The organism is Streptomyces sp. NPDC005820 (genome assembly GCF_040630255.1).
Taxonomy (GTDB): Bacteria; Actinomycetota; Actinomycetes; order Streptomycetales; family Streptomycetaceae; genus Streptomyces.
Genome location: NZ_JBEXXE010000007.1, coordinates 15,021 through 40,976, shown reverse-complemented (window position 1 = coordinate 40,976; position 25,956 = coordinate 15,021). Strand labels below are relative to the sequence as shown.

At 71.4% G+C, this 25,956-nt stretch carries 26 protein-coding genes and 1 pseudogene; 15 read left to right on the top strand and 12 right to left on the bottom strand.

The features are described from left to right. Nucleotides 1-43 precede the first annotated feature (43 nt). Nucleotides 44-970: a mycothiol synthase gene (gene mshD / locus ABZ464_RS10370; protein ID WP_359273784.1), complete on the top strand. Its 927-nt coding sequence runs from the start codon at nucleotides 44-46 to the stop codon at nucleotides 968-970. A gap of 71 nt (nucleotides 971-1,041) precedes the next feature. Here mshD and ABZ464_RS10365 read toward each other — a convergent pair whose 3' ends face one another. From ABZ464_RS10365 to ABZ464_RS10340, 6 genes are all read right to left on the bottom strand, one after another. Further along, nucleotides 1,042-1,776 carry an ABC transporter gene (locus tag ABZ464_RS10365; protein ID WP_359273781.1) on the bottom strand — a complete coding sequence of 245 codons (735 nt, stop codon included), beginning with the start codon at nucleotides 1,774-1,776 and terminating at the stop codon, nucleotides 1,042-1,044. Beyond that, nucleotides 1,764-3,362: an ABC transporter permease gene (locus tag ABZ464_RS10360; RefSeq protein WP_359273778.1), complete on the bottom strand. Its 1,599-nt coding sequence runs from the start codon at nucleotides 3,360-3,362 to the stop codon at nucleotides 1,764-1,766. The genes ABZ464_RS10365 and ABZ464_RS10360 overlap by 13 nt, the downstream gene beginning before the upstream one ends. Further along, the gene (locus ABZ464_RS10355) at nucleotides 3,359-4,240 is read right to left on the bottom strand and encodes an ABC transporter ATP-binding protein (RefSeq protein ID WP_359273775.1); all 882 of its coding nucleotides are present in this window, start codon (nucleotides 4,238-4,240) and stop codon (nucleotides 3,359-3,361) included. Before ABZ464_RS10355 ends, ABZ464_RS10360 begins: the two co-directional genes overlap by 4 nt. 133 nt (nucleotides 4,241-4,373) lie before the next feature. Next, nucleotides 4,374-5,216 (bottom strand): zf-HC2 domain-containing protein, encoded by an 843-nt coding sequence (locus ABZ464_RS10350; protein ID WP_359273772.1) that lies wholly within the window; start codon nucleotides 5,214-5,216, stop codon nucleotides 4,374-4,376. Nucleotides 5,217-5,233: 17 nt separating this feature from the next. Beyond that, the gene (locus tag ABZ464_RS10345; protein WP_359273770.1) at nucleotides 5,234-5,605 is read right to left on the bottom strand and encodes a hypothetical protein; all 372 of its coding nucleotides are present in this window, start codon (nucleotides 5,603-5,605) and stop codon (nucleotides 5,234-5,236) included. Then, complete coding sequence (locus ABZ464_RS10340) at nucleotides 5,602-6,144, bottom strand: RNA polymerase sigma factor (RefSeq protein ID WP_359273767.1); 543 nt, start codon at nucleotides 6,142-6,144, stop codon at nucleotides 5,602-5,604. The genes ABZ464_RS10345 and ABZ464_RS10340 overlap by 4 nt, the downstream gene beginning before the upstream one ends. Before the next feature lie 243 nt (nucleotides 6,145-6,387). On the opposite strand from ABZ464_RS10340, the pseudogene ABZ464_RS10335 reads away from it, so the two are divergent. The 11 genes and pseudogenes from ABZ464_RS10335 to pstB form a co-directional block, all read left to right on the top strand. Next, nucleotides 6,388-6,756: pseudogene (locus ABZ464_RS10335) on the top strand (GntR family transcriptional regulator); the annotation flags it as partial. Between the two features lie 197 nt (nucleotides 6,757-6,953). Continuing rightward, nucleotides 6,954-7,856: an ABC transporter ATP-binding protein gene (locus ABZ464_RS10330; RefSeq protein WP_359274364.1), complete on the top strand. Its 903-nt coding sequence runs from the start codon at nucleotides 6,954-6,956 to the stop codon at nucleotides 7,854-7,856. Continuing rightward, a complete protein-coding gene (locus ABZ464_RS10325; RefSeq protein WP_359273765.1) occupies nucleotides 7,853-8,167 on the top strand; it encodes a hypothetical protein in 315 nt (104 codons plus the stop codon). The genes ABZ464_RS10330 and ABZ464_RS10325 overlap by 4 nt, the downstream gene beginning before the upstream one ends. After that, nucleotides 8,164-9,174: a hypothetical protein gene (locus ABZ464_RS10320; protein ID WP_359273762.1), complete on the top strand. Its 1,011-nt coding sequence runs from the start codon at nucleotides 8,164-8,166 to the stop codon at nucleotides 9,172-9,174. The genes ABZ464_RS10325 and ABZ464_RS10320 overlap by 4 nt, the downstream gene beginning before the upstream one ends. Nucleotides 9,175-9,553: 379 nt before the next feature. Then, a complete protein-coding gene (locus ABZ464_RS10315; protein WP_359273759.1) occupies nucleotides 9,554-11,914 on the top strand; it encodes an RNA degradosome polyphosphate kinase in 2,361 nt (786 codons plus the stop codon). Then, a complete protein-coding gene (locus tag ABZ464_RS10310) occupies nucleotides 11,895-13,082 on the top strand; it encodes a CHAD domain-containing protein (RefSeq protein ID WP_359273757.1) in 1,188 nt (395 codons plus the stop codon). The genes ABZ464_RS10315 and ABZ464_RS10310 overlap by 20 nt, the downstream gene beginning before the upstream one ends. Before the next feature lie 140 nt (nucleotides 13,083-13,222). Beyond that, nucleotides 13,223-13,657 (top strand): NUDIX hydrolase, encoded by a 435-nt coding sequence (locus ABZ464_RS10305; protein WP_359273753.1) that lies wholly within the window; start codon nucleotides 13,223-13,225, stop codon nucleotides 13,655-13,657. A gap of 224 nt (nucleotides 13,658-13,881) precedes the next feature. Continuing rightward, nucleotides 13,882-15,015 carry a phosphate ABC transporter substrate-binding protein PstS gene (gene pstS / locus ABZ464_RS10300; protein ID WP_359274362.1) on the top strand — a complete coding sequence of 378 codons (1,134 nt, stop codon included), beginning with the start codon at nucleotides 13,882-13,884 and terminating at the stop codon, nucleotides 15,013-15,015. Between the two features lie 137 nt (nucleotides 15,016-15,152). Continuing rightward, a complete protein-coding gene (gene pstC / locus ABZ464_RS10295; RefSeq protein ID WP_359273750.1) occupies nucleotides 15,153-16,184 on the top strand; it encodes a phosphate ABC transporter permease subunit PstC in 1,032 nt (343 codons plus the stop codon). Beyond that, nucleotides 16,181-17,245 (top strand): phosphate ABC transporter permease PstA, encoded by a 1,065-nt coding sequence (gene pstA / locus ABZ464_RS10290; RefSeq protein WP_359273747.1) that lies wholly within the window; start codon nucleotides 16,181-16,183, stop codon nucleotides 17,243-17,245. Before pstC ends, pstA begins: the two co-directional genes overlap by 4 nt. A 46-nt stretch (nucleotides 17,246-17,291) precedes the next feature. Beyond that, on the top strand, nucleotides 17,292-18,068 hold the full coding sequence (pstB, locus tag ABZ464_RS10285) for a phosphate ABC transporter ATP-binding protein PstB (protein ID WP_359273744.1): 777 nt from the start codon (nucleotides 17,292-17,294) through the stop codon (nucleotides 18,066-18,068). 561 nt (nucleotides 18,069-18,629) lie between these two features. On the opposite strand, the gene ABZ464_RS10280 is transcribed toward pstB, so the two are convergent. Together ABZ464_RS10280 and ABZ464_RS10275 are read right to left on the bottom strand one after the other, a co-directional pair. Beyond that, the gene (locus tag ABZ464_RS10280; protein ID WP_359273741.1) at nucleotides 18,630-19,628 is read right to left on the bottom strand and encodes an inorganic phosphate transporter; all 999 of its coding nucleotides are present in this window, start codon (nucleotides 19,626-19,628) and stop codon (nucleotides 18,630-18,632) included. 7 nt (nucleotides 19,629-19,635) lie between these two features. Next, entirely contained in the window at nucleotides 19,636-20,256 is a 621-nt protein-coding gene (locus tag ABZ464_RS10275; RefSeq protein ID WP_055638981.1) for a DUF47 family protein, read from the bottom strand. A gap of 203 nt (nucleotides 20,257-20,459) precedes the next feature. Between ABZ464_RS10275 and ABZ464_RS10270 the strand changes: the two genes are divergently transcribed. Further along, nucleotides 20,460-20,804 carry a metal-sensitive transcriptional regulator gene (locus ABZ464_RS10270; RefSeq protein ID WP_359273738.1) on the top strand — a complete coding sequence of 115 codons (345 nt, stop codon included), beginning with the start codon at nucleotides 20,460-20,462 and terminating at the stop codon, nucleotides 20,802-20,804. Here ABZ464_RS10270 and ABZ464_RS10265 read toward each other — a convergent pair. Next, nucleotides 20,790-20,975 (bottom strand): hypothetical protein, encoded by a 186-nt coding sequence (locus ABZ464_RS10265; RefSeq protein ID WP_359273736.1) that lies wholly within the window; start codon nucleotides 20,973-20,975, stop codon nucleotides 20,790-20,792. The two genes, ABZ464_RS10270 and ABZ464_RS10265, sit on opposite strands and share 15 nt — an antisense overlap. Nucleotides 20,976-21,072: 97 nt before the next feature. Beyond that, complete coding sequence (locus ABZ464_RS10260) at nucleotides 21,073-21,936, bottom strand: hypothetical protein (RefSeq protein WP_359273733.1); 864 nt, start codon at nucleotides 21,934-21,936, stop codon at nucleotides 21,073-21,075. Between the two features lie 174 nt (nucleotides 21,937-22,110). On the opposite strand from ABZ464_RS10260, the gene ABZ464_RS10255 reads away from it, so the two are divergent. Both ABZ464_RS10255 and ABZ464_RS10250 read left to right on the top strand, forming a co-directional pair. Continuing rightward, entirely contained in the window at nucleotides 22,111-22,281 is a 171-nt protein-coding gene (locus ABZ464_RS10255) for a hypothetical protein (protein WP_169809752.1), read from the top strand. A gap of 173 nt (nucleotides 22,282-22,454) precedes the next feature. Next, on the top strand, nucleotides 22,455-24,014 hold the full coding sequence (locus tag ABZ464_RS10250; protein WP_359273729.1) for an FAD-binding oxidoreductase: 1,560 nt from the start codon (nucleotides 22,455-22,457) through the stop codon (nucleotides 24,012-24,014). A gap of 2 nt (nucleotides 24,015-24,016) precedes the next feature. Here ABZ464_RS10250 and ABZ464_RS10245 read toward each other — a convergent pair whose 3' ends face one another. Beyond that, nucleotides 24,017-24,727, bottom strand: a complete 711-nt coding sequence (locus tag ABZ464_RS10245) for a phosphatase PAP2 family protein (RefSeq protein ID WP_359273727.1) — start codon at nucleotides 24,725-24,727, stop codon at nucleotides 24,017-24,019. A 168-nt stretch (nucleotides 24,728-24,895) separates the two neighbouring features. Further along, nucleotides 24,896-25,903 carry a bifunctional lytic transglycosylase/C40 family peptidase gene (locus tag ABZ464_RS10240; RefSeq protein ID WP_359273724.1) on the bottom strand — a complete coding sequence of 336 codons (1,008 nt, stop codon included), beginning with the start codon at nucleotides 25,901-25,903 and terminating at the stop codon, nucleotides 24,896-24,898. Nucleotides 25,904-25,956: the final 53 nt, after the last annotated feature.

The window sequence follows — 25,956 nt, the reverse complement described above, 5'->3', positions numbered from 1 at the left end:
CTTTGCCCCCACTTTGCGGCGCCCTCCCTTTACCCTCGTACGCATGACCAGCGACGACATCGCACGGCCCCACGGCTCCCGATCCATCGAGACCCTCACCGAGCTCTCCCCCGAACAGACCGATGCCGTCCTCGACCTGCTCGCGGAGGCCGCCCACGCGGACGGCCAGCAGGCGGTGTCCGAGCAGGGCCGACTCCAACTGCGCGGGGGTCCCCGCGACGGCGTCTCCCATCTGGTCCTGACCGTCGGCGGCGAACTCGTCGGCTACGCCCAGCTGGAGGACACCGACCCGATCGAGGCGCCGGCCGCCGAACTGGTCGTCCACCCCTCCCACCGCGGCCACGGGCACGGCCGCGCCCTCGGCGCCGCCCTGCTCGCCGCCTCCGGCAAGCGGCTGCGGGTGTGGGCCCACGGCGGCCACTCCGCCGCCCGCCATCTCGCCCAGGTCCTCGGGCTGACCCTGTTCCGCGAACTGCGCCAGCTGCGGCGGTCGTTGACCGACCTCTCGCTGCCCGAACCGGTGCTGCCCGAGGGGGTCACCGTGCGCACCTTCGAGCCCGGCCGGGACGACGCCGCCTGGCTCGCCGTCAACTCCGCTTCCTTCGCCCACCACCCCGAGCAGGGATCCCTGGTGCAGCGCGACCTCGACGACCGCAAGGCCCAGCCCTGGTTCGACCCCGCCGGCTTCTTCCTCGCCTTCCGGGGCGAGGAACTCATCGGCTTCCACTGGACCAAGGTCCACGCCGAGGAACAGCTCGGCGAGGTGTACGTCCTCGGTGTCGCCCCCGGCGCCCAGGGCGGCGGCCTCGGCAAGTCCCTCACCACGATCGGCCTGCGGCACCTCGCGGGACAGGGACTGCCCACGGCGATGCTCTACGTCGACGCCGACAACAAGGCGGCGGTGGCGGTGTACGAGGGTCTGGGGTTCGTCACCCACGAGACCGACCTGATGTACCGGACGGAGACGTGAGGCGGGTCCGGTGACCTGCGTCGGCGCTTGACCGGCGTCAGTGCTTGACCGGCGTCGGTGCTTGTCCGGCGTCAGTGCTTGACCGGTGTCTGCCGCCTGAACACCGCTCCCGGTCCGAGCGGCTCCCGGGTCCACAGCGCGCACACCGCCAGCGTCACCCCCAGGACCGCCGCCCATCTCAGCTGGGTCGGCTCCCACCAGGGGTCGGCCGGTGTGGCCAGCAGTCCCCAGCGGTTGGGGGTCAGGACGGCCACCGCGCTCGCCGTGAGCAGGCATATCGCCGTGCTCCTGCCCACCTCGGGGGAGTCCGTGAGACGGACGGCGACCGTGGCCAGGGCCAGGGCGGCCGTGGTCATCGCCGCTGCCTGCAGGGTGACCGGGAGAAGCGGGGGGCGGGTCGACGACGGTACGAGGAGGAGGGCCGTCGCCCACCACAGGGCGGTCAGGGGCAGCACCATCGCCAGGCGCAGGACCGTCCGGAACGGGCGGGCCGTCGGGGTGGTCGCGCTGGTGTTGCGGGCCGGGTCGTCAAGGAGGAAGGCCAGGCCCAGAGCGCCGGAGAGCGCCGTGAGCCGCAGGACGAACAGGCCCAGCTCGGTGCCCGGCGCGTGGTCGGGGAGGCGGGTGGTCGCCGCGAGCAGCAGCCCCACCGCGCCGGCGGTCGTCAGGGCCCGCCGGGGCAGGGTGCGCCAGACCGGCACCAGCAGCGAGCGGAGCAGCACCGCCGTGTCTCTCCTCCCCGCCACCGCTCCCGCGGCTTCGGCTCCCGCGGCTTCGGCTCCCGCGGTCTTCCCTACTTCTCGCACTTCTCCGCCTCCTTCGGTACCGGGACGCCCAGCAGCTTCGCGGCCTGGGCCGTGGTCGTCGACGGGGATGTCAGTTCCGTCCAGTGGGTCTTGACCCGCTCGGTGATCTCGGCTCGGGGGCGGTCCAGGAGCTCCCGGACGACCTTCGTCTGCGCCGCCGACAGAACGAACCCGTTGGTGGGGGCGAGGATCACGTCGGAGCCCTCGATGCTGTCGTTCAGCCGGACGTCCTGGAAGGTGGCCAGCGGGGTGGGGTCGGCGCCCAGGGCCAGCCACATGATCGTCACCGCGCGGGCTTCGTCGCAGAGTTCCTCGGTGGTCGCCTCCTCGGTGCCCGTCACCAGGACGGTGGCGACTCCGACCGCGAATTCGGGGACGCGGTTGCCGCCCCAGTGCGTGCCGACCGTGACCTCGCCGGGCGTGGACAGCGCGGTGAGGGAGGTGTCCTGCTCCACACCGCCGGTGACGTCGATGCGCTGGCGGATCGTCAGCGGCCTCGTCGACGCCGTGCCGCCCGCCAGGGACCGCACGCGCCGGACCACGCCGGACCAGTCGTCCCGTGTGCCGTTCCACTCGGGGAACGAGCAGTACGTCGAGCCGTCGTCCTTCGTGCAGGACTGGACCTTCAGCGGAGTCTCGGACGCCACCTTGCGGGCCGTCTCCAGAGCCGCCGTGTGGGGCACCTGGCCGATCACGCCGGCCACGGTGGTCGCGAGGGCGAGCGCCGTGGCCGCCTTGACGGCGCGGGTGCGACCGCCGGTCAGGAGCAGGCCCGCGCAGGCCACCGCGGCGCACAGACCGAGCAGATAGAGGGCGTGCCAGCCGGCGGGGCGGCCGAGCAGGTCGGAGGGGACCGGTTCGCCGCTGGGCAGGGAGTTCAGGGTGATCGGGCTGAGCCATTGCCAGGCCCAGCCCTTGCCCTGGGTGGCGAGCTCGGAGGCGACGACCATGACCAGGTAGAAGGCGATGACGAACAGTATGGGAGCGAAGGACGACGGGAGCACACGGGCCAGCAGCACGCCCACGATCCCGGCCAGCAGGACCGTGAGGGGGCCCACCGCCAGTTCGCCGAGCGAACCATGGCCGATCGCGCCGGGCTTGAGCGCCTCCCGGGTGTACTGCACGAGGACGAGGACCGCCGTGAGCGCCGCGAAGGGCACCACGGACAGGATGTGGGCGAGGGTGCGCCGCCACGGGTCCATGGCCAGGACGTCGAACTGCTGGACCGTACCGTGCTTCCGGGACCGCAGCGCGGCCGCGTTCACGCAGACGAGAACGGCGAGGGCGAACAGCGGGGGCACCGCCTGGGTGTCCCGGTCGGCCATGTTGAGGATCGGGTAGTCGTCCATGCCCTCCTGCCGCACCATCTGCAGGATGACGAGGAAGAGGTAGAGGACGAAGAAGAAGAGGATCTGGATCTGCGTCAGCAGATCGCGCGTCTCGAAGCGGGCCAGGGCGAGGACCGCCCGGAAGCGGTTGCCCTCGCCCGGCTGCCCCAGGTCGGTGGCGGGCGGCTCGTCGAGCGGGGTGGCCGGGGGGCCGGCCGGCGTGGCCGGGGCAGCGGGGGTCGCCGGGGTGCGGCTCATGCCGTCACCTCCGCGCTCTCGCCGTCCAGGGCGAGCAGATAGCCGTCCTCCAGGGTGGGTTCGAGCAGGTCGGCGCCGGCGGGCGGGTCCCCGATGTTGCGGAAGGTGCCCATACCGGTGCGCCAGCCCGCCAGCGCGCCCGGCGCGCGTTCCCCGCTGCTCCAGACCCGGCCCGCCGCGCGGGCGGTCAGCTCGGCGGGGGTGCCCTCGAAGCGGATCCGGCCACCGGCCAGGACGACGACACGGTGGCAGAGCATCGCCACGTCCTCGGTCTGGTGCGTGGACAGCAGGACCGTGCGGCCCTCGCCGGCCTGGGCGATCAACTCCCGGAACCGCATGCGCTGCTCGGGGTCGAGGCCGACGGTCGGCTCGTCCAGGACGAGGAAGCCGGGGTCGCCGACCAGCGCGGCCGCCAGCGCGACGCGCTGCCGCATACCGCCGGAGAGCCGCTTGAGCCGCTTGCCGCGCACGTCGGAGAGGTCGACGGCGTCCAGGACACGGCGTACCTCGCGGTGGCGGGCTCCCCGGTCGGTCAGCTCCTTGAGGATCGCCACGTAGTCGACGAACTCGAAGGCCGTGAAGTCCGGGTGGAAGCCGGGGGTCTGGGGCAGGTAGCCGAGATCGCGGCGCAGGGCGAGGCGGCCGGCGGTGGTGCGGGGGTCGTGCCCGAGGGCGGTGAACCGGCCGTCGTCGGCCGGTACGGCCGTGGCCAGCACCCGCAGCAGGGTGGTCTTCCCGGCGCCGTTGGGACCGAGCAGCCCGGTGACGCCGCGTGTCAGCCTCAGGGAGACGCCGTCGAGGGCGCGGGTGCCGCCGAAGCGCAGGGCCAGCCCGTCGGCCCGCAGCGTGCTGGGCTCGGTGAGGGGGTCGATGGTCACGCGGGGCTCCTGAAGGTCCTGAAAGTCCTGGAAGGGCGAGAAGACGGGGAGGCGAGCGGGGCGGAAAAAGGCGAGGAGGGAAGGGAAGGGGCCGGGGAAGGTGCCGGCGAAGAGGGTGCGGGGCGGGGCGGTCTCATGCCGTGCCGCCGGCCGCGAAGCCGCCCATCGGGCGGGCGTCGAAGCGGTCCCGGGCCTGGTAGAGCAGCAGGGCGGCGACGACCGTCACCCCGGCGGCGGCGGACTGGCCGAGCACGGTGAAGGGGGCGAGCGTGCCCGCCGTGTGCGCCTGGGTCTGCAACACGACCAGCAGGGTCAGCCAGGCGCCGCCGACCAGGGCGGGCGCGAGGACCGGGCCCAGCCGGGCGGAGAGCGCGAGGCCCGTGGTGGTGAGGGCGAGGGCGGGCAGCAGCCAGGCCAGAGCCATCAGTCCGTACCCCGGGAGGGCCAGGGTCGCCATACCGTTGAGCGCGAGGCCCGCGGTGAGGACCGCGACCGTACGGATCATCAGCAGGCGGAAGCCGTGCAGCGGGGCGACGACCGCCATCTCGTACGTCGGGTCGAGGGCGGGGCCGTAGGACAGGGCGACACCGGCCAGCGGGAGCAGCGGGGCGAGCGCGAGGAACAGCGAGGGCACGTCCGCGACGCGCACCGCCAGTACCGTCATGACCAGCAGGAACAGCACCGACAGCAGCCAGGAGCGGCGCAGCACCGGCGTCGCCGTCAGCAGCCGCGCGGTGTGGTCGGCCACGCCCATCCGCACCAGCAGCCGCTCCGTCAGGCTCGGCCGGGGGGCGTCCAGTTCGGCGTCCAGCCGCTCCCAGCCGGCGTCCAGCGCGACGGGGTCGGCGGCTGCCGTGAGCCGGGCCCGGCACTGCGCGCACCGGGTGAGGTGGGTGTCCGCGGACCACAGCAGGGGCGGCGCCAACTCGCCGAGGGCGTAGGCCCGCAGATCGTCCTCCGCCACATGCCATGTCATACCTGTGCCTCCCTCGGTCATGCCTGTGTCTCCCTCGGCTGGTGCCGGTCGGTACCCGCGCCCGGTCGGGCGCCGGCCGCTGCTTCGTACGGGCCGTCGTGCGAGTGGCCGTGCGGGCCGTCGTGCGAGTGGTCGTACGGGCCGTCGTGCGAGTGGTCGGACGAGCCGTCGTGCGAGTGGTCGGACGAGCCGTCGCACGAGGCCGGGTGGTCGGCCGGGTGGTCGGCCCGGTGGTCGGCCCGGTGGTCGGCCCGGTGCCATCTCGCGTGTTCTCCCGCGCGGGCCGCGGCCTCCGCCTGCGCGTACCAGCGCAGGGCGGTGTCGCCCGTGCGGCCGGTGCGTCGCAGGGGCGGTCGGCTGCCGCGCGCCCCGTCCACGATCCGCGTCATGCCAGCGCCTCCCGCAGTTGCTTGCGGGCGCGCAGGGCCCGCGTCTTGACCGTGCCGGGCGGGATGCCGAGCAGAACCGCGGCCTCCCTGGTGGTGAGCCCGTCGATGACGGTCGCCTGCAGGACGGCCCGCAGCTCCGGCGAGAGGCGGGTGAGTGCCCCGGCGAGATCCCCGTGCTCCACCCCCGCGAGCACGCGTTCCTCCGCCGAGACCTCGTCGCGGTGGCGCAGGCGGGACAGGGTCTGGCGCAAGCGGCCGCGCGCGCCGTCGCCGCGCAGGGCGTCGACCAGCCGGCGCGCGGCGATGCGCCACAGCCAGCCCGCCACGTCGCCGTCCTCGCGATAGCGGGCGCTGCCCCGCCACACCGCGAGGAACGTCTCCTGTACGACGTCGTCGACTATCCCGGCGTCGGCGCAGCGGCCGCGCATCCGCGCGGTCAGCCACGGCGCGAACCGCCGGTACAGCTCCTCGAAGGCGTGACGGTCCGCGTCTGCCGCGATGGCCCGCAGCAGCTCCCCGTCGCTTCTCGTTTCGCTCACAACCCCTCATCGGTCCGGCCACGCCGATCGGTTCACGATCCGGCCCAAGAATTTTCCGCGAACCGCACCGCCCTCGGCCCCACCCCCTCGACCTGGCCTTTCGCCCCGATGCCCGTCCGCCTCAGGGCAGTTGCACCGCCGACGGGGCACATCCCGATCCGACGTCCGGGCTTCTCGATCTTGACTTCCCGCCCCCACTTCCACCACCCTTTCACTACTCAATTAGTGAAAGGGTGGTGCCGAGTGGTCGAGTACCGCATCGACCGGCACAGCGGCGTGGCCACCTACGTCCAGATCGTCCAGCAGACCAAGCAGGCCCTGCGGCTGGGCGTGCTGCGGCCCGGGGACAAGCTGCCCACCGCCCGCGAGGTCGTCGAGGCGACCGCCATCAACCCGAACACCGTGCTGAAGGCGTACCGCGAGCTGGAGCGCGAGGGGCTGGTGGAGGCGCGGCGCGGGCTCGGCACGTTCGTGCGGCGCGGACTGAGCACCGCCCCGGCCGACTCGCCCCTGCGCACCGAGCTGGACGCCTGGGCCGTACGGGCCCGGGACACCGGCCTGGACCGCGAGGACGTGGCCGCGCTCTTCACCGCCGTACTCGAAGAACACTTCGCCCCACCGGACGAGGGTCCGGGCACACCGCACGAGCGACCCGACCCGCCGGGCGAGGGACCGAGCACGCCGGCCACCCGCACCACCCGCACCACCCCCGACGGCTTCGCCGCCCCCACCGCCGTCGTCGCCCCCCAGTCCCCCGCTCACCCGAAGCGCCCGCACCCCAAGGGAGACCCCTCATGACCGATCTCGCCATGACCGATCTCGCCATGGCGGCCACCGCGCTCGGCAAGCGATTCGGCCGGCGTGGGGGCTGGGCGCTGCGGGACTGCACGTTCCGGCTGCCCGCCGGGCGGGTCTGCGCCGTCGTCGGACCGAACGGGGCCGGGAAATCCACGCTCCTCTCCCTCGCCGCCGGGCTGCTGGCCCCCACCGAGGGCACCGTCGCCGTCCTCGGCACGGACCCCGCGTCCGCACGCGCGCGTGTCGGCTACGTCGCCCAGGACAAGCCGCTGCACCCGCAGCTCACGATCGCCGAGACGCTGCGCATGGGCGCACATCTCAACCCTGGCCGGTGGGAGGCCTCGGCCGCCGAGCGGATCGTTTCCGCTGGGAATCTCGACCCCAAGCGCAAGGTCCGCGCGCTCTCCGGCGGCCAGCGCACCCGGGTCGCCCTCGCGCTCGCCCTCGCCAAGCGGCCCGAGCTGCTGCTCCTGGACGAGCCGATGGCCGACCTGGACCCGCTCGCCCGGCACGAACTGATGGGCGTCCTCATGTCCCAGGCGGCGCAGCACGGGACGACGATCGTGATGTCGTCACACGTGGTCGCCGAGCTGGAGAACTCCTGCGACCATCTGCTGCTGGTCGGCGGCGGCCGGGTCCGGCTGGCCGGGGACATCGACGACCTGCTGGCCGCGCACGCGCGCGTGAGCGCAACCGCCGAATCGGCTGACGGGCTCCCCGACCTCTCCGCGCACACGGTCGTCGAGTCCCGGGTCACCGGCCGCCAGCTCACCGCGCTGATCCGTCCGGCCGGCCGCCTCGCCGACGAGTGGCGCACCTCGGCCCCGTCCCTGGAGGAACTCGTCCTCGCCTACCTGCGCAACCCCCAGGCCGCCTCCCTCACCCCCACCGCACCCGAGGAGGCCCTGACGTGACCCCGGCCTCCGCCACCACCGGCCCGCTCAGACACCCCCTCCCCTCCGCCCTCATCCCTTCCGTCCCTGTCCCTTCCGTCCTCGTCCCTTCCGTCCTCGTCCCTTCCGTCCTCGTCCCCTCCGCCCTCGTCCCTTCCGTCCTCGTCCCCTCCGCCCTCATCCCCTCCGCCCTCGTCCCATCCGCCCCCATCCCCTCCGCCCTCGCCCCTTCCGCCCCCTCCTCTTCCGCCCCCTCCCCGTCCGCCCCCTCCCCGTCCGCCCCCTCCCCGTCCGCCCCCTCCCCGTCCGCCGCTCAGGAGGCCGCCGTATGACCGCCGTCGCCAACCCGCGAACCGGCGCCCCGCAGGAGTCCGCCGCCGAGGCCCTGGCCCCTGGGGCCTCCTGGGGCACCGCCCGTACGGTGCTGCGGCTGCACCGCACCGCGCTCGTCCTCTGGACGCTCGTCGTCATCGGCCTGAGCGGCTTCCTGGTGTGGCTCGGCACGGTCGCCGCCGACGACGAGCGCGCGGCGATGGAGGCCTGCGACCGCGCGGGCCAGGACCTCTGCGACACGACGTTCAGCGGCTGGTCCGGCTTCGCGAGCGGCATGGGTCTGATCGGCCTGTTCCTCACCTACTCCTTCATCGCCGTGGCCGCCTTCGCCGGCGGCGCGCTGATCGGCCGCGAGCTGGAGAACGGCACCGCGCACCTCGCCTGGACCCAGGGCATCAGCCCCGTCCGCTGGCTCACCGCCAAGCTCGCGGTCCCCGCACTCGTCCTGACCACGAGCACCACCGCCCTGGTCCTCCTGCACCGCTGGGTCTGGGACGGCAACAGAGATCTCCTGTACGACGACTGGATGGGCGAGGCGTTCCCCACCCGCGGCCCGGCCGCCGTCGCGTACGTCCTGTGCGCCCTCGCGGTCGGCGCGCTCAGCGGGTTCCTGCTGCGCCGCCCGCTGCCCGCCCTCGCCGTCGCCACCGGCGCGACCTGGGCGCTCTCCTTCGTTCTGGCGCTGTACCGCGGCAGCCTGTGGCCCACGGTGACCAGCACCTCGACGACGGACGGGGAGCCCTACCTCCCCGACTCCGCCTGGCAGATGGCGAGCGGCGCCCTGGTCCACGGCCGGCCCGCGAACGTCGAGTACTGGCGGTGCGAGGGCGGTGACGCCGAGATGCGGCGCTGCCTCGACGATCTCGGCGTCACCGGCTACTACACCTCCTACCACCCCGAATCCCACTACTGGCCGCTCCAGCTCATGGAGACCGGGATCGTCCTCGCCGTCGCCGCCCTGGCCACCGCCGCCGCCTACTGGCTGGTGCGCCGCCGCACGGCCTGAACCGGGGGCAGCCGGGGTAAGCCAGGGGTGCGTACGTCCCTCCGCGGGGGAGACGGCCGTACGCACCCCCGGCACGCCCGCGGCACGCCCCGAACGCTCCCCGGCACACCCGCGGCGCTCCCCCGCCACGCCCGCGGCGCTCCCCGGGCACTCCCCCGCCACGCCCGCGGCGCTCCCCGGGCACTCCCCCGCCACGCCCGCGGCGCTCCCCGGGCACTCCCCGGCACGCCCCCGGCACGCCCCCGCCACGCCCCCGCCACACCCCGGGCGCTCCCCCCAACACGGCGTCCCGGCACCGACCCCCGCGAGCCGCCCCGCGATATCCCGCACGCCATGTCTCCGTAACCACCGGTTAAGACGACCTTGCGACGCTCGGCGAATGAAGCCCGCCGTGCCCGAGGCCTCGCCGCCCTCCGAGGGGAACGACCCCGACGGGCAGCCCGCCATGCTCCCGCCTGCACGTTCTGACGCGCCCGTATCGCTGCTGGCGCGGAAGAATGGGTACATGAGCCAGTCACATGCCCCCCAGGCCGATGTCCAGCACGCGCAGCCCTCCGTGGGCTCCATAGCCGCGCACCGCCCGCACACCGTCGCGGCCGCGGTCTCCGATCTGGAACCCGACATCGACGCCGACCTCGACGCGTACGAGGAATCGCAGGCCGACGGGGTCCGGCTCCCCCAGGGCCGCTTCCTCGACCGGGAGCGCAGCTGGCTCGCGTTCAACGAGCGGGTGCTCGAACTCGCCGAGGACCCGAACACACCGCTGCTCGAACGGGCGAACTTCCTCGCCATCTTCGCGAGCAACCTGGACGAGTTCTTCATGGTCCGGGTGGCCGGATTGAAGCGCCGTATCGCGACGGGCGTGGCGACCCGCTCCGCCTCCGGGCTGCAGCCCCGCGAGGTGCTGGAGATGATCTGGGCCCGCTCCCGCGAGCTCATGGCCCGGCACGCCGCGACCTACCACGAGGACATCGCCCCCGCGCTCGCGGAGGAGGGCATCCACCTGGTCCGCTGGAGCGAGCTGACGGAGAAGGAGCAGGCCCGCCTCTTCACGCTCTTCCGGCACCAGATCTTCCCCGTCCTCACCCCGCTGGCCGTCGACCCCGCGCACCCCTTCCCGTACATCTCGGGTCTCTCGCTGAACCTCGCGGTCGTCGTACGCAACCCGGTGAGCGGCCACGACCACTTCGCGCGCGTCAAGGTGCCGCCGCTGCTGTCCCGCTTCCTGGAGGCCTCCCCGGGCCGGTACGTCCCCATCGAGGACGTCATCGGCGCCCACCTGGAGGAGCTGTTCCCGGGCATGGAGGTGCTGGAGCACCACGCCTTCCGGCTCACCCGGAACGAGGACCTCGAGGTCGAGGAGGACGACGCCGAGAACCTCCTCCAGGCCCTGGAGAAGGAGCTCATGCGGCGTCGGTTCGGCCCGCCGGTGCGCCTGGAGGTCGAGGAGTCCATCGACCGCAAGGTGCTCGACCTGCTGGTGCGCGAGCTGAAGATCTCCGAGGCGGAGGTCTACCCGCTGCCCGGCCCGCTCGACCTCACCGGTCTCTTCCGCATCCACGGCCTGGACCGGCCCGAGCTGAAGTACAAGAAGTTCATCGCCGGCACGCACCGCGACCTCGCCGAGGTGGAGTCGGCCTCCCCGCCGGACATCTTCGGCGCGCTGCGCAGCCGCGACGTGCTGCTGCACCACCCGTACGACAGCTTCTCCACCTCGGTCCAGGCCTTCCTGGAGCAGGCGGCCGCCGACCCGGACGTCCTCGCGATCAAGCAGACCCTGTACCGGACCTCCGGCGACTCGCCGATCGTGGACGCGCTGATCGACGCGGCCGAGTCCGGCAAGCAGGTCCTCGTGCTGGTCGAGATCAAGGCCCGCTTCGACGAGCACGCCAACATCAAGTGGGCGCGCAAGCTGGAGGAGGCCGGCTGCCATGTCGTCTACGGCCTCGTCGGTCTGAAGACGCACTGCAAGCTGTCCCTGGTGGTCCGTCAGGAGGGCGAGACGCTCCGGCGTTACAGCCACGTCGGCACCGGCAACTACCACCCGAAGACGGCCCGGCTCTACGAGGACCTCGGGCTGCTCACCGCGGACCCGCAGGTCGGCGCGGACCTCTCCGACCTGTTCAACCGGCTCTCCGGCTACTCGCGCCGCGAGACCTACCGCCGTCTCCTCGTCGCCCCCAAGTCGCTGCGGGACGGACTGATCTCCCGGGTGGAGAAGGAGATCCAGCACCACCGCGCGGGGCGTCCGGCGTACGTCCGCATCAAGGTCAACTCGATCGTCGACGAAGCCCTGATCGACTCCCTCTACCGGGCCTCCCAGGCGGGCGTGCCCGTCGACGTCTGGGTGCGCGGCATCTGCGCGGTGCGCCCCGGGGTGCCCGGCCTGTCGGAGAACGTCAAGGTCCGCTCGATACTCGGCCGCTTCCTGGAGCACTCCCGGGTCTTCTCCTTCGGCAACGGCGGCGAGCCCGAGGTGTGGTTCGGCAGCGCCGACATGATGCACCGCAACCTCGACCGCCGTATCGAGGCCATGGTCAGGGTCGTGGACCCGGCCCACCGGGCCGCACTGAACCGGCTGCTGGAGACCGGCATGTCCGACGCCACCTCCTCCTGGCACCTCGGCGCGGACGGCGAGTGGATCCGGCACGCGACCGACCCGGACGGCCAGCCCCTGCGCAACGTCCAGGAGATGCTCATAGACGCCCGGAGGCGCCGGCGTGGCACAGCAACACCATGACCTGACGGACCCCGCGGCCGGGCCCGGTGTCGTCGCCGGGCCCGTGACCGGGGACGCCCTGGCGGGCTATCTGCGGGCCCAGGCCACGGACTTCCTCCGCGCGCTGCGGCTGCACCGGGAGACGGGAGGCGGTACGGCGGCGGGCGGAGCGGCGGCGGCCGGCCCCGCCGCGTCCCCCGGTGCGCCGGGCGGCGCGCAGGACGCCGTCGACGCGGCGCGCGCCCTGCGCCGTACGGCCCGCCGGATCAGCGGCAGCCTGCACACCTTCCGTCCGCTCCTCGACCCCGAGTGGTCGGAGCAGATCCGCCCGGAACTGGCCTGGCTCTCGGGCACGCTCGCCCTTGAACACGCGTACGAGGCCCGCCTGGAGCGCCTGCTCCTCGCGCTCCACCGTCTGTCGGGGTCCACGGCGGTCCCCACCCAGACACCGGGCGCCCCTGACACCGGCGTGGCCGCGGGCGGTCGTACCGCCGGGGCGGCGCCCGTCCCGCACCGAGCGGCATCCGCCACCGGCGGCACCCGCACCACGGCTCCCCCCGACCGCGGCAATCTCACCGTCGGCGCCGCGAAGGCGGGCGCCCTCCTGGACCGCCAGCTCACCCTGGCCCGCACCCGCGCCCACAGCACCGCCCTCCAGGCTCTCGGCTCCTCCCGCTTCCACGCGGTCGCCGACCAGGTCGCGGTCCTCGCCAGCGAGGTCCCCCTCACCCCCGCCGCGCCCGGCACCGACCTGCACCCCCTCGCCGCGGCCGCCGAGGAACGCCTCGCGGACGCCGTCGCCGCCCTCCCGCTCCTCACCGCGGGCAGCCCGTACAACGCGGAGGCCCTGATCCACGGCCTCTCCCCCGACCCGGCCCCGCACCCCCAGGACGCCCCCTGGCACCAGGTCCGCCTGCTGCTGCGGCTGCACCGCTACGCCTGCGAGGTCCTGCACGGCCCCGGCGCGCCCCTGGACGTGCGGCTGCTCACCGCGGGCCAGGCCCTCGACCGGCACCGGGACGCCTCGGAGGCGTCGGCCGCCGCGGCCCAGGCGGCCCGTACACCCCGGATCGCGCCGGCCACCGCGTACGCGCTCGGCGTGCTGCACGCGGACCAGCGGCATGAGGTGGAGGCGGCGCGGTACGCGTTCCAGCACTGCTGGCAGAAGCAGACCGTCGGCAGGCCGTAGCCCCGCCGCGCGGCGGGTCGCACTCGGTGGACACCTCGCCGTAAGCCACAGGACAACACCGCGTCAACAGGAGGACGGGCGACCGGGAAGACATCAGGACAGGACGTCGGAAGTCGGATGAGCCAGGCGGTGAGGACGAAGTGAGTTCCCCGAACCGGACCCCCTTGCAGACCCCCGTGCAGGCCGCGGGCTGCGTCCTGTGGCGCCGTTCGCAAAGTGGCGGTCAACTGGAGGTGTGCCTCGTCCACCGACCGAAGTACGACGACTGGTCACACCCGAAGGGCAAGCTCAAGCGGGGGGAGGACCCGCTGGAAGGCGCCCTGCGCGAGGTCGAGGAGGAGACGGGGTACCGGGCCGCTCCCGGAGCGGTGCTGCCGAGCGTGAGCTACTACGCGAACGGCCGGCCCAAGCAGGTCCGCTACTGGGCGGCGGAGGCCGTCTCCGGCGTTTTCAGCCCGAACGACGAGGTAGACCGCCTCCTTTGGCTGCCGCCGACGGCGGCCCGCAGCCGCCTCACCCAGCCCCGGGACCGCGAGCTGGTGGACGCCCTCATCAGCACCTTGCGCCACACCTGACCCGGGACCCCGCTGTGTCCCCAACGTAAGCGTTCCGTGACCTAACCGGGCCTTCCCCATGGGTTCACCCGCCGTTCACTCGCGCCCGTAGGCGCCTTCACCTGATCTGCCTAATTTCGGCCTTACCCGGTGCGGTGCGCGGTCCGACGACCACGCCCATGCCACCCATGGCTTTCGCACGCCGCCGAATTCAGGACGGCGGCTACTGGAAGGATCTCCCTCAAGTGAAGCTTCAGCGCATGAACCGGCGGGCCCTCACCCTCGGTGCTCTCGCCGTCTCCGGCGCCCTGGCCCTCACGGCGTGCGGCTCCGACGACACGGGCTCGAGCGGCAACAGCAGCAGCAGCTCCTCCGCGACCGCCGCCGCCGGTTCGATCAAGTGTGACGACGCCAAGGGCCAGCTCCTGGCCGACGGCTCCTCCGCGCAGAAGAACGCGATCGACGCCTGGGTGAAGAACTTCACGCAGGCCTGCTCGGGTGTCCAGGTGAACTACAAGGGCTCCGGCTCGGGCGCGGGCGTCACCGCGTTCACCCAGGGCCAGGTCGCCTTCGCCGGCTCGGACTCCGCGCTGAAGCCCGAAGAGGTCACCGCCTCCAAGTCGGTCTGCTCCGGCGGCCAGGGCATCGACCTGCCGATGGTCGCGGGCCCGATCGCCGTCGCGTACAACGTCGCCGGCGTGGACGACCTGGTGCTCGACGCCTCGACGATCGCCAAGATCTTCGACGGCAAGATCACCAACTGGAACGACGCCGCGATCAAGAAGCTGAACCCCAGCGCGAAGCTTCCCGACCTGAAGATCCAGCCGTACCACCGCTCGGACGAGTCGGGTACGACGGACAACTTCACCAAGTACCTGATCGCCGCCGCCCCGAGCGACTGGAAGTACTCCGGTGGCAAGGCCTGGCAGGCCAAGGGCGGTCAGTCCGCCTCCGGTTCCTCCGGTGTCGCCCAGGGCGTGAAGCAGACCAGCGGCGCGATCGGCTACATGGAGCTGTCGTACGCCAAGGACGGCCTGGGTGTCGTCTCGATCAACACCGGCGCCTCCGCCCCGGTCAAGGCCTCCTCCGAGGGCGCGACCAAGGCCGTCGCCGCCGCTCAGGTCGTCGGCACCGGCAGCGACCTGTCGCTGAAGCTCGACTACACCACCAAGGCCGACGGCGCCTACCCGATCACCCTGGTGACGTACGAGATCGTCTGCGACAAGGGCAACAAGGCCGCCACCCTGCCCGCCACGAAGGCGTTCCTGACCTACATCGCCTCCACCGAGGGCCAGGGCATCCTCTCGGGCATCGACTACGCGCCGATCCCCGACGCGATCATCTCCAAGGTCCGTACCACGATCGACGGCCTGAGCTGATCTGAAGGTGCGGTCCGGCACCGGGGAGACCCGGACCGGACCGCACCCGTCCGGTGCACCGCCGCCAGGGGCCGCCCGAAGGCCGGCCCCGCCGGAGCCGCCCACACCCGCAGCGGCTCCGCAGACCGGAGATCCCGATGGACATATCAACGCAGAAGACAGGCGCCGACGGTGCGCCCCCGCCCCACGACAACGTTCCCCCCACGACCTCCGCCAACGGCCCCCACAAGCGCGCGGCCCGCGGCGCCACCCGACCCGGCGACCGGATCTTCCTCGGTCTTTCCCGCGGGTCGGGCATCCTGCTGCTGGTGATCATGGCGGCGATCGCGGTCTTCCTGGCCTACCGCGCCTACCTCGCCATCAGCAAGGACGAAGCCAACTTCCTCACCGCCTTCGAGTGGAACACCAACCTCGTTCCGCCGAAGTTCGGCATCGCGGTCCTCGCCTTCGGCACGATCGTGTCGTCGATCATCGCCATGGCGATCGCGGTCCCGGTCGCCGTGGCGATCGCGCTGTTCATCACGCACTACGCCCCGCGCCGCATGAGCGGCCCCATCGCGTACGTGGTCGACCTGCTCGCCGCCGTCCCCTCCATCGTGTACGGCCTCTGGGGCGCCCTCATCCTCGTCCCGCACATGGACGGCCTGTTCGGCTGGCTCAACGACTACCTCGGCTGGACCGGCATCTTCTCCTGGGACCAGGGCGCGCCGCGCTCCATGCTGACGGTCGGCATCCTCCTGGCGATCATGATCCTGCCGATCATCACCAACGTGAGCCGCGAGGTCTTCCGCCAGGTCCCGCAGATGCACGAGGAGGCGGCCCTGGCGCTCGGCGCCACCCGCTGGGAGGTCATCCGCATGGCGGTGATCCCCTTCGGCCGCTCCGGCGTCATCTCGGCCTCCATGCTCGGCCTCGGCCGCGCGCTCGGCGAGACGATGGCCGTCGCCACGGTCCTCTCCCCCGACTTCGACATCCACGCCAGCCTGCTGAACCCCGGCGGCGGCACCTTCGCCCAGAACATCGCCAGCAAGTTCAACGAGGCGACGGAATACGGCCGTGACGCGCTGATCGCCTCCGGTCTCGTCCTCTTCGTCATCACCCTGCTGGTCAACGGCGCGGCCCGCATGATCATCGCCCGCCGCAAGGAGTACTCGGGGGCCAACGCATGAGCCACGCAACAGCAGTCGCCGACAAGCGCCCCAGCACGCTGCGCGGCGCGAGCCTCCCGAACTGGTCCCCTTGGGCGATCGCCGCCGGGTCGATCGTCGTCGCCGTCGGGATCGGCCTGGCCGCCGGCCTCGACAGCAAGGTCCAGTGGGGCCTGCTCGCGGGCATCTTCTTCCTCCTCGGCACGTACGGCATCGCCGCCAAGGTCGAGGGCCGCCGCCAGGCGAAGGACCGCATCGCGACCTCCCTGGTCTGGGTGGCGTTCATCCTGGCCGTCGTCCCGCTGGTCTCCCTCCTGTGGACCACCATCGCGCGCGGCGTGAAGGTCCTGGACATCTACTTCCTGACCCACTCCATGGGCGTCGTCGCCGACTCCGAGCCGGGCGGCGGTATCTACCACGCCATCATCGGCACCCTGGAGCAGGTCGGCCTCGCCACCCTGATCGGCGCCCCGATCGGCATCCTGACGGCGATCTACCTGGTCGAGTACGGCCGCGGCGGCCTGGCGAAGGCGGTCACGTTCTTCGTCGACGTCATGACGGGCATCCCGTCGATCGTCGCGGGCCTGTTCATCCTCAGCCTCATGCTGATGTTCGACATGCAGCCCTTCGGCTTCGCGGGCTCCCTCGCGCTGGCGATCCTGATGATGCCGGTGGTGGTGCGCTCGACCGAGGAGATGCTGAAGCTCGTCCCGAACGAACTGCGTGAGGCGAGCCTGGCGCTGGGCGTCCCGAAGTGGCGCACCATTCTGAAGGTGGTCGTCCCGACCTCGATCGGCGGCATCATCACCGGCATCATGCTGGCGATCGCCCGTATCGCGGGTGAGACGGCCCCGGTCCTCCTGTTGGTCTTCGGCAACCCGTTCATCAACAACAACCCCTTCGAGGGTGCGCAGGCGTCTCTGCCGCTGTACATCTACCAGCAGTACTCGCAGAGCGCCGGTTCCACGGCGGCGTACGACCGTGCCTGGGCGGCCTCGCTCACGCTGATCGCCTTCGTGATGATCCTCAACCTCGTGGCCCGGGCCATCGCCCGCTGGAAGGCCCCGAAGACCGGTCGCTGACGCGGCCCCTCAGCTCAGCGACCGAGACGGAAGTGAAGTAGTAACCATGTCCAAGCGAATCGATGTAAGCGGGCTCACCGCCTACTACGGCACCCACAAGGCGATCGAGGACATCTCGATGACGGTCGAGCCGCGCACGGTGACGGCCTTCATCGGCCCTTCGGGCTGCGGCAAGTCGACGTTCCTGCGCACGCTGAACCGTATGCACGAGGTGACGTCGGGCGGCCGGGTCGAGGGCAAGGTCCTGCTGGACGACGAGGACCTCTACGGCGCGGGCGTCGACCCCGTGGCCGTCCGCCGCGAGATCGGCATGGTCTTCCAGCGCCCGAACCCGTTCCCCACGATGTCCATCTTCGACAACGTGGCCGCGGGCCTGCGCCTCAACGGCAACTACAAGAAGTCGCAGCTCTCGGACGTCGTCGAGAAGTCCCTCAAGGGCGCGAACCTCTGGAACGAGGTGAAGGACCGCCTGAACAAGCCGGGTTCCGGCCTCTCGGGCGGCCAGCAGCAGCGTCTGTGCATCGCCCGCGCCATCGCGGTCGAACCGAAGGTCCTCCTGATGGACGAGCCCTGCTCCGCCCTGGACCCCATCTCCACCCTCGCCATCGAGGACCTGATCGGCGAGCTGAAGGAACGCTTCACGATCGTCATCGTGACGCACAACATGCAGCAGGCGGCCCGCGTCTCCGACCGCACGGCCTTCTTCAACCTCGCCGCCGTCGGCCAGCCCGGCAAGCTGATCGAGATCGACGACACGGAGCGCATCTTCTCCAACCCGTCCGTCCAGGCCACCGAGGACTACATCTCGGGCCGCTTCGGCTGACAGCCTCGGCGGCCTCACCCCATCGAGGCCGCCACCGGACCCCTCGCGGTGCTGCATGGCGGTGCCACCGCGAGGCCACAAAGGGCCCGCCCCCCGACTGCCTCGGGGGGCGGGCCCACATGGTTTTCCGAAAGGGGCTGCCCTGGCAGAGGCGAAGTGAGCGGGGCCTGCACAGGGACGGGGGCACGGAGAAGAGGCGAACCTGGGGATCGGAGGGGCGGAGGAGGGGCAAGCCCAGGGACCAGAGCGGCGGAGGGAAGACGAGCCCAGGAAGCAAAGCGGCAGAGGCGGGACGAGCCCGGGGACCAGAGCGGCAAAGGCGGGACGAGCCCAGGCACCAGAACCCGGCAGAGGCGGGACGAGCCCGGAAATCAGAACAGGTAGTTGGGTCCAACGTGCCCCCCAACACAACGCCCACCCCTCAACAAAGCGAGACGGGTGGGCGGGTGGGCGAGGGGGGTGCAGGGGCGGAGCCCCGCCGGGGTCCGGGGCGGAGCCCCGGGACGACGCCCGCCTCTCGGCCGACCGAGACGGGCGGGCGGGTGGGCAAAAACCCCGCGCCTACAGAAACGCCAGATTCACCACCCAAAACGCCCCCGCAGCAACAAGCGCAGCAGCCGGCATCGTAATGAACCACCCCAACACGATGTTCTTCGCCACACCCCACCGCACCGCATTGACCCGCTTGGTAGCCCCCACCCCCATGATCGCCGAAGTAATCACATGCGTCGTGGAAATAGGCGCCTTGAACAGAAACGCCGTCGTGAACATGATCGACGCCCCGGTCGTCTCCGCAGCGAACCCCTGCGGCGGATCCAACTCAATGATCTTCCGCCCGAGCGTCCGCATGATGCGCCACCCACCCGCATACGTCCCCAGCGACAACATCACCGCACAAGCGACCTTCACCCACACCGGAATCGGATCATCGGCCCCCTGCACATCCCCGATGACCAGCGCCATCACCACGATGCCCATCGTCTTCTGCGCATCCTGCAGACCGTGCCCCAGCGCCATCCCCGCCGCGGAGACCGTCTGCGCTATCCGGAACCCCCGCTTGGCCTTGTGCGGATTGGCCCGCCGGAAGATCCACAAGATCAGACACATCACGAGATAGCCGCCAACGAGCCCCACCACCGGCGACAGGAACATCGGAATCACGACCTTGTCGAGCACCCCGGACCAGATGACATCCGTCCCGCCGGCCAGCGCCGCCCCCACCATGCCGCCGAACAGCGCGTGGGACGAGGACGAGGGCAGCCCGAAGTACCAGGTCACCAGATTCCAGACGATCGCCCCCACCAGCGCGGCGAAGAGGATCCCCATCCCCGTCGACCCCTCGGGCGTCTCGATGAGCCCACTGCTGACGGTGTGAGCGACCCCACTCCCCAGAAAGGCCCCGGCGAGATTCATCACCGCGGCCATCGCCAGCGCGGCCCGCGGGGTGAGCGCCCGCGTCGACACCGACGTCGCGATCGCGTTCGCCGAGTCGTGGAAACCGTTCGTATAAGTGAAACCGAGCGCGACACAAATGGTCACGACCAGAGCAAAGGTGTCCATGAAGAGCTCAGGACTCCTTGACGGCGATGGTCTCCACCGTGTTCGCCACATGCTCGAACGCGTCGGCAGCTTCCTCCAGCACGTCCACGATCTGCTTGAGCTTCAGCACCTCGATCGCGTCGTACTTGCCGTTGAAGAGATGGGCCAGCAGCTTCCGGTGGATCTGGTCGGCCTGGTTCTCCAGCCGGTTGACCTCGATCCAGTACTCGGTGAGGTTCTCCATCGTCCGCAGGTTGGGCATGGCCTCCGCCGTCAGCTCGGCCGCCCGCGCCAGCACCTCGATCTGCTGCTCGACCCCCTTGGGCAGATCCTCGACGTTGTAGAGGACGACCAGGTCGACGGCCTCCTCCATGAAGTCCATGATGTCGTCGAGGGAGGACGCGAGGGAGTAGATGTCCTCACGGTCGAACGGCGTGATGAACGAGGAGTTCAGCTGGTGGAAGATCGCGTGTGTCGCGTCGTCACCGGCGTGTTCCGCGGCCCGCATACGCTCTGCGATCTCGGCCCGGCCGGCGGTGTCCGCCCCGAGCAGTTCCATCAGGAGTTTCGAGCCCGTGACAATGTTGTCCGCGGACGCGGCGAACATGTCGTAGAAGCTCGTCTCCCTGGGGGTCAGACGAAAGCGCACTTGGGGTCCTCGGGATGCATCGGTTTCGGTCAGCCGGTGGCCAGGGTGATGCTAAGCGCACCATCCGGACATGGCTATCGGGCCGTCCCCCAGTGTCACCCATCGGACAACGTGATCAGCACGGGGGCTTCAAGGGTCCTGTACCCGGCAAAGTTCGTTACGATATACCCGGCAGGGGTATATGTCCGTAACGGGAGGACGCGATGACGACGACACAGGCCACCGAGCCCACCGACCCGGCACCCGCCGGGGACGTGCCGCACGTCACGCACGGCTACCACAAGCAGAAGGACGAGCACCTCAAGCGCCTGCGCCGGATCGAGGGCCAGATCCGCGGCCTGCAGCGCATGGTCGACGAGGACACCTACTGCATCGACATACTCACCCAGGTGTCCGCCTCCACCAAGGCCCTGCAGTCCTTCGCCCTGCAGCTGCTGGAGGAACACCTGCGCCACTGCGTCGCCGACGCGGCCCTCAAGGGCGGCGACGAGATCGACGCGAAGGTCGAGGAAGCGACCAAGGCCATCGGCCGGCTACTGCGCACCTGACGCGGCCCCGTCCAGCTCCTCCCCCACCCGCAGCACCTGGTCGATGCTCTCCAGGCTGAGCCGTTCCTCCCCGGCCGCCGAAGCCGCGATGATCAGCTCCCCGCACAGCTCGATCTCGGCGAGGGCCACGTGGTCCTGAACTGCCGTACCGCCGACCGGAGCCACGCGCATCACCTCGTCTCTGCAGTCACCGGCTTCCTAGAGTAGGGAGCGGTGTACACGGCGCGCATGGCACGGACGGGCTAGTCCTTGCGCGGGCCCCGGGCCGTCAGTCCTCCGCGATCCGCCCCGCGTAGATGTCCCGGGCCGCCGGCAGCCGTACGTCGGCGGGGGCCCCGAAGTCGTACAACAGCGTCGTCGACGCCACCGCCACGGCCTCCGCCTGCCGCCCGTTGACGAAGCTGAACCGGTGCCTGACCTTCCGGATCCGCCCCGCGTCGTCCAGATACACGTCGAACGGCACCCGGGCCGTGGCGAACCCTTTCGCCGCCGCCGCCAGCGCCCCCCTGCTCCCCGCCGAGGCCCCCTCGGCCGCCACCGCCAGATCCGCGGTCCCCCGGTAGTGCCGCACCGCCGTACCGGCGACCTCGGTCCGCCCCAGGTACGTCGCCGTACGCGCCCCCCGCAGCACCTCCGCCGCGGCGAACGGATCCGTGGCCCCGCCGGTCACCAGGTTCCCGTCGGACAGCGTCGCCGTCTCCACCCGGACCCACTTGTCGTCCGGGACCCCGGCCCCGCGGTGCTTCATGAACAGCGCGCCCGGCGCGAGCAGTTCGGTGATCGGCCGGTGCTCGCTCGTCCCCGCCGGATCCTGCGGCAGCACCACCCTCAACCGCCCCTGCTGCCGGCGGTAGTCGTAGACCCCCTCGCCCCGGATGGTCACCCGGGTCCCACCGGTGGCCATCTCCATCGACGTACGCGCCTTCGAACTGCCCGCCTCCCGCAGCGCGTCGGCGGCCCCGCGCAGCAGCTTCACCGCGTCGCCGCCCCGCGCGTCCACATCACCGGCCGCCCCACCCGCGGCCCCCGCGCCGGAACCCCCGGCCGTGCCCACGCACCCCCCGGCCACCAGCCCGGCGGCGACGACCACCGCACCGCTCCACCCGCGCCGTCTGTACCACCGCTCCGCCATCGTCTGCCTACCCCCAACCGGTACGTCCGTCACGGGTCCCCCTGTCGTCCCGCCTAACGACAGCCGCGTGCCCCCGTCACGCGCCCCACCCCCCGCGCGACCGCCGAACGGGTCGTTCCGGTACTCCGCACCGGCCCTACGTGGTTCTTACGATTCCTGGGTAACGTTGTCTGCGTGACGCAGCAGGACGGCTCGGCCCCTCCCCGTACCGACGGGGAACACTCCACCACGACCGTCGAGCAGGGCCGGTTCTGCCTGGCCCGGTGCACCTGCGGCTGGCGCGGTCCGGCCCGCAGAGCGAGAAGCCTGGCCCGATCGGACGCCGAAGGACACGCCCGCGGCTGACGTCACCGTTCCGTCACCGCCGTCGCCCACGGGAACCCGTGGCCCCGGGGCCCCGTCTCGCACGATGAAGCCGACCGGCCGCGGGATGCCGACCGGCCGAAGCACACCCACAGGCAGGCTCAGGGTTGCCGACAGACTCGACGATGCCGACAGGCCGACGGAAGGCGCAGAACATGGAACGGCGTACGTTCATCGCGGGCGGCGCGGCCGCGGTCGCGGCGGTCACGACGGCGGCGTGCAGCACATCGAAGGGCAGCGACACGAGCGCCTCCGGCGATGACAGCGCCACCGGCCTCACCTCCCTCACCACCACCGCCGGCTCCACCCCCGCGAACTGGGCGGCGCTCGCCCGTGACCTGGACGGCACCCTGGTCCGCCCCGGCGACGCCTCCTGGACGACGGCCCGCCGGCTCTACAACACCCGCTTCGACAACCTGAAGCCGGCGGCGGTCGCGTACGTCGCCCACGCCGACGACATCCGCACGGTCCTCTCCTACGCCCGCGCCCACCGCACCAAGGTCGCGATCCGCAACGGCGGCCACTCCTACGGCGGCTGGTCCTCCGGCGACGGCCGGCTGATCGTCGACGTCTCGAAGCTGAAGACGGTCCGCGCGAGCGGAGGCTCGGCCGTCGTCGGCGCGGGCGCCAAGCTGATCGACGTCTACCGCGCCCTCGCCGCGAAGGGCGTCACGATCCCGGCCGGTTCCTGCCCGACGGTCGGCGTCTCGGGCCTGGTCCTCGGCGGCGGCCACGGCGTGGTCTCCCGCGCCTACGGCCTGACCTGCGACAGCCTCACCCAGGCCACGATCATCACGGCCGACGGCAAGCAGCTCGTCACCAGCGCCACCCAGAACAAGGACCTGTTCTGGGCGCTGCGCGGCGCGGGCAACGGCAACTTCGGCATCGTCACCGAACTCCGCTTCAAGACCCACGCCGCCCCGCAGGCCGTGACCGGCTATCTCACCTGGCCCTGGGCGAAGGCGGCCGCGGTGATCAAGGCCTGGCAGGAGTGGGGCCCGTCCCAGCCGGACGAGATCTGGTCCTCCCTGCACCTGGAGAACTCGGCGGGCGGCACCCCTCGGGTCGCCGTCGCCGCCTTCTGCATAGGCACCTACGGCCAGCTCCAGAACGCGGTCGACCGCCTCGCCGACCGGGTGGGCGCCCCCGCGTCCTCGGTGTCCCTGCGCCGCAAGGGCTACGAGGAGGCCATGGAGGCCTACGCGGGCTGCTCCTCCTTCTCCTCCGACGCCCAGTGTCATCTGCCCGGCTCCACCCCGGGCCGCTCCCCGCAGGGCAAGCTGGGCCGGGAGACGTACACGGCCCGCAGCGACTTCTTCGACCGTTCCCTGTCCTCGGCGGGCATCCAGACCCTGCTGAAGGAGATCAAGGCGGTCCAGGGCGGCGCCGGCAGCATCGCGCTGACCGCGCTGGGCGGCGCGATCAACCGCGTCTCCCCCACGGCCACGGCCTTCGTGCACCGCCGTTCCCGGATGCTGGCCCAGTACATCGTGTCCTGGCGGGCGGGTACGACGGGTTCGACGGCCCAGTCCTGGCTGAACACGGCCCACAAGGCGATGCGGCCGTACGCCTCGGGCGCCGCCTACCAGAACTACGCCGACCCCACCCTCACGAACTGGCGCAAGGCGTACTACGGCGACGCGCTCCCGCGCCTGACCCAGCTGAAGAACCAGTACGACCCCACGGGCTTCTTCACCTACCCGCAGGCCCTCTGACCTCAGGCGGCGAGATCCCGCTCCTCGGCAGGAGCCCCGGAGCGGGCTCCCGGAATGAACGCGTCCCGGGCCCGCTCCCGCGCACCCCTGCTCCGCACGACCCACCCCGCCCGGGGCGACCGCTCGACGGCCTTCATCAGCGGCGTGAGCGCCAGCGAGGCCAGCGGCGACAGCAGCAGCGCGACGGCGGTCCCGAGCGCGAACCCGCCCACCACATCGGTCGGGTAGTGCACACCCATGTAGACCCGGCAGAACCCTTCGAGCAGCGCGATCCCGATCCCGACGAGCCCGAACCGCCGGTTGGCGACGAACAGTCCGACGCCCATGGCCATGGTCAGCGTCGCGTGATCACTCACGAACGAGTAGTCGGTCTTCCCGGAGACGAGAACCTCGAGCCCTTGGTGATCGAGAAACGGCCGGGGTCTCTCCACGAATCCCCGTATGGGCACATTCACCAGCACCGCGATGGCGGCGGCGAGCGGCGCCCACACCAACGCGGCGACGGAGGAGGCGGCCTCCTCGGCCCCCTGCTCCTTCCGCCGCCCACTGGCCCAGCACCACAGAATCAGCACGACCATGGCGAGGAGCAGCCCGTACTCCCCCACGAACTCGACGATCCGGTCGAACCAGTGGGGTGCGTCCTTGGCGAGCCCGTTGATGTCATAGAGCAGGTCGACGTCGGGGTTCGACCCGGAATCGGCGAGTCCAGCCATGGTGCTGCGGCCCCTTCGTCATGTTCTGCCCAGCGCATCTCTCATGCGCACGCCTCAACAGGAACGCACGGCCCCGGTTGATACGTTCCACTCTCCACTGAATGATCACTCAGACGTTATCGAAGAGAGATACAAAGCCGCAGCTCAGGGGGATTTTCCCGGACTGTCTCAGACGTTCGCCGGGAGCGCTTTCGCGCCATCCTCGGTCACCCGGGTGGCACCAAAGTACTCAGCCGTGTCGATGGGATCAAACCGGATCACGGCACCCGTGTAAGGCGCGTCGATCATGTACCCGCCGCCCACGTACATACCCACGTGATGGATGGCCCGGGAGTTCCCGAGATCGGTCGAGAAGAACACCAGGTCCCCCGGCAGCAGTTCACTGCGCTTGGGATGCGGCCCGGCGTTGTACTGGTCGTTGGCGACCCGGGGCAAGGTGATCCCGACACTCTCGTAGGCGGCCTTGGTCAACCCGGAACAATCGAACCGTCCCCCCTGGTCAGCCGTCCCGTTACCACCCCACAAATAGGGCGTGCCAAGCTTCTTCTGAGCGAAGTAGATGGCCCCGGCGGCCTGTTCGGACGGATCGACACGGGAGACGGGCGCGGCGAACGACTCCTCGAGAGTCGTGATCGTCTTCACGTAGTTCTGGGTCTCGCTGTACGGCGGCACACCGCCGTACTTGATCACCGCGTACGCCCCCGCGTTGTAGGCGGCGAGCATGTTCTTGGTGGCGTCCCCGGGAACGTCCTTCACATACGAGGCGAGCTGGCAGTCGTACGAAGCGGCCGATGGAATCGCGTCATTCGGATCCCATACGTCGCGGTCGCCGTCGCCGTCGCCGTCGATGCCGTGCGTGGCCCACGTTCCCGGAATGAATTGCGCTATCCCCTGCGCGGCGGCGGCGCTCTGCGCGCGCGGGTTGAACCCGCTCTCCTGGTACAACTGCGCGGCGAGCAGGGCGGGATTGATGGCGGAGCAGAGATTGCCCCATTTCTGCACGATCGCGCTGTAGGCGGCCGGCACGGCCCCCTTGGCCAGCGACTTGCTGCTGCCCCCCACGCCGTTCACCATGTTCCCGGCGACGATGTACACACCGACGACGAGCACCATCATGAAGGCGGCACCGGCACCGACTGCAGCGGTCGCCACGATCCATGCCTTACGCACCGTCAACCGCCCTTCGCCGCCCGGGAGTCCACCCCGGCCAGTGTAGAGGCGGGCCCGCC

What these genes read in the sequence shown, in the direction of transcription:
- mshD (WP_359273784.1), top strand. Translation starts at nt 44, where the DNA reads ATGACCAGCGACGACATCGCACGGCCCCACGGCTCCCGATCCATCGAG.
- ABZ464_RS10360 (WP_359273778.1), bottom strand. Translation starts at nt 3,362, where the DNA reads ATGAGCCGCACCCCGGCGACCCCCGCTGCCCCGGCCACGCCGGCCGGC.
- ABZ464_RS10350 (WP_359273772.1), bottom strand. Translation starts at nt 5,216, where the DNA reads ATGACATGGCATGTGGCGGAGGACGATCTGCGGGCCTACGCCCTCGGC.
- ABZ464_RS10345 (WP_359273770.1), bottom strand. Translation starts at nt 5,605, where the DNA reads ATGACGCGGATCGTGGACGGGGCGCGCGGCAGCCGACCGCCCCTGCGA.
- ABZ464_RS10330 (WP_359274364.1), top strand. Translation starts at nt 6,954, where the DNA reads ATGACCGATCTCGCCATGGCGGCCACCGCGCTCGGCAAGCGATTCGGC.
- ABZ464_RS10320 (WP_359273762.1), top strand. Translation starts at nt 8,164, where the DNA reads ATGACCGCCGTCGCCAACCCGCGAACCGGCGCCCCGCAGGAGTCCGCC.
- ABZ464_RS10315 (WP_359273759.1), top strand. Translation starts at nt 9,554, where the DNA reads ATGAAGCCCGCCGTGCCCGAGGCCTCGCCGCCCTCCGAGGGGAACGAC.
- pstC (WP_359273750.1), top strand. Translation starts at nt 15,153, where the DNA reads ATGGACATATCAACGCAGAAGACAGGCGCCGACGGTGCGCCCCCGCCC.
- pstA (WP_359273747.1), top strand. Translation starts at nt 16,181, where the DNA reads ATGAGCCACGCAACAGCAGTCGCCGACAAGCGCCCCAGCACGCTGCGC.
- pstB (WP_359273744.1), top strand. Translation starts at nt 17,292, where the DNA reads ATGTCCAAGCGAATCGATGTAAGCGGGCTCACCGCCTACTACGGCACC.
- ABZ464_RS10280 (WP_359273741.1), bottom strand. Translation starts at nt 19,628, where the DNA reads ATGGACACCTTTGCTCTGGTCGTGACCATTTGTGTCGCGCTCGGTTTC.
- ABZ464_RS10270 (WP_359273738.1), top strand. Translation starts at nt 20,460, where the DNA reads ATGACGACGACACAGGCCACCGAGCCCACCGACCCGGCACCCGCCGGG.
- ABZ464_RS10265 (WP_359273736.1), bottom strand. Translation starts at nt 20,975, where the DNA reads ATGCGCGTGGCTCCGGTCGGCGGTACGGCAGTTCAGGACCACGTGGCC.
- ABZ464_RS10260 (WP_359273733.1), bottom strand. Translation starts at nt 21,936, where the DNA reads ATGGCGGAGCGGTGGTACAGACGGCGCGGGTGGAGCGGTGCGGTGGTC.
- ABZ464_RS10250 (WP_359273729.1), top strand. Translation starts at nt 22,455, where the DNA reads ATGGAACGGCGTACGTTCATCGCGGGCGGCGCGGCCGCGGTCGCGGCG.
- ABZ464_RS10245 (WP_359273727.1), bottom strand. Translation starts at nt 24,727, where the DNA reads ATGGCTGGACTCGCCGATTCCGGGTCGAACCCCGACGTCGACCTGCTC.